This window comes from Pseudoalteromonas sp. NZS100_1 (assembly GCF_015864285.1).
Taxonomy (GTDB): domain Bacteria; phylum Pseudomonadota; class Gammaproteobacteria; order Enterobacterales; family Alteromonadaceae; genus Pseudoalteromonas; species Pseudoalteromonas arctica.
On sequence record NZ_JADYXN010000077.1, the window covers coordinates 1 to 1,535 of the forward strand.

Annotated in this window: 1 protein-coding gene; it reads right to left on the reverse strand. The window is 40.4% G+C overall.

Going from position 1 to position 1,535, the window contains the following annotated elements; genetic code table 11:
* Positions 1-38 precede the first annotated feature (38 nt).
* A protein-coding gene (locus I6F66_RS20550) for an IS3 family transposase (protein ID WP_197209665.1) occupies positions 39-1,535 on the reverse strand; the annotation gives its coding sequence in 2 pieces (ribosomal slippage) (positions 39-1,126 and positions 1,126-1,535; 1,498 coding nt annotated over the 2 pieces). This gene is flagged as partial in the annotation.

The window sequence follows — 1,535 nt, forward strand, 5'->3', positions numbered from 1 at the left end:
CGGAGTTTTTCAAGTTAGTTGTCGCATCAAATTAAATTTTATGCCGCCCGCATTGCTTCTTTTTTCTCTGGATTTAAATTTACTTCATTGATCATCGTCCAATCTCGAGACTTTCCTGACCAACGACTTGGATTCTGTAATTTCGCCATCTCATTTACCTGATGACGTTTCGCTAGTATCGCTTCATCTAATCCTAAATGACGCTGGTTTGGCGTGACAAATTTAATACCGCTGTGCAAGTGCTCATCGTTGTACCAATCAACAAATCCGCTAACCCACTTTCTTGCGCTACCCATGCTTTCAAAGGCTTTCTCAGGGTATTCCGGGCGATACTTTAACGTCTTAAATAGCGATTCAGAATAAGGATTATCATTACTCACAGACGGTCGGCTAAATGAAGGAACAATACCTAACTCCTGCAATGTCGCTAATAACGTTGCCCCTTTCATTGGACTGCCATTATCCGAGTGCAACGTGACTTGCTCAGGCTTTACCTGCTCTCGCCTGCAAATATCTACCATTAAATCAGCCGCCAGTGTGCTTAGTTGTGTGTCATGAACCTGCCAACCAACTATTCTTCGACTATAAATATCCATCACTAAATATAAGTATAAAAACTGACCTTTAACAGCTGTTGGCAAATACGTGATATCCCATGTATAAATTTCGTTTACACGTATTGCCTTGAGCGCTTTTGGCTTTTTTATCTTTTTATTTGGTTTAACTTTTTCTCTGTGTGTTAATAATTTATGCGATTTCATAACGCGATAAAACGAGCTTTCTGATGCTATCCACACACCTTTATCCAATAGTTTAGGGACTATCTTACTGGGTGGTAAATGTCCATATTCTATTGAATTAACAGTCTTAATTATACGCTGTTGCTCTAATTCAGTTAGCCTGTTAGGTGGTCGCTTTATCGTACTTGTTCGCTTATCTGTCATATCATCAGCTTCAATCCAGCGTTGAATTGTTCTTGCCGTTAGACCAAGTAACTCACATGCTTTTTCTTGCCTTGCCCCTGATTTCTGCGCGTCGGTAATGAGCTCTATCAGTTCATGACGTTCAGTTGAGCTGGTTAATCGTCCTCGTTGAAACCCCAAAGCGCATCTGCTTTTTTTTTGAGTACGAGTAAGGCGGCTGTTTCTGCTAACGCTTTGTCTTTACGATTAAGCTCTTTTTGAAGCTGCTTAATTTCTTGTTTGAGCTGTTTACTGTCTGATTTTACGGGCGTCGTTGAAGGCCCTTTAGCAAAATCTTGCTTCCATTGTTTAATATGATGCGGGTAAAGCCCCTTAGCACGGCAATATTCATTAAGAGCTGCTTCATCTAAACTCGCACATTCAATAATGGCGTTAAGCCTTTCTTCTAAGCTCCAGTCATGAGGGCGTTTTTCTGTTGTCATGTGACTACCATTATTTTTAGTTTCAAATTCATGGTTTTTAGCAAGCGCGATCCATCGTTGCAAGGTTGAATAACCGATGCCTAAATCAAGCGCAATATCTTCTAGGCGAACATCATCACATTGAGATAAT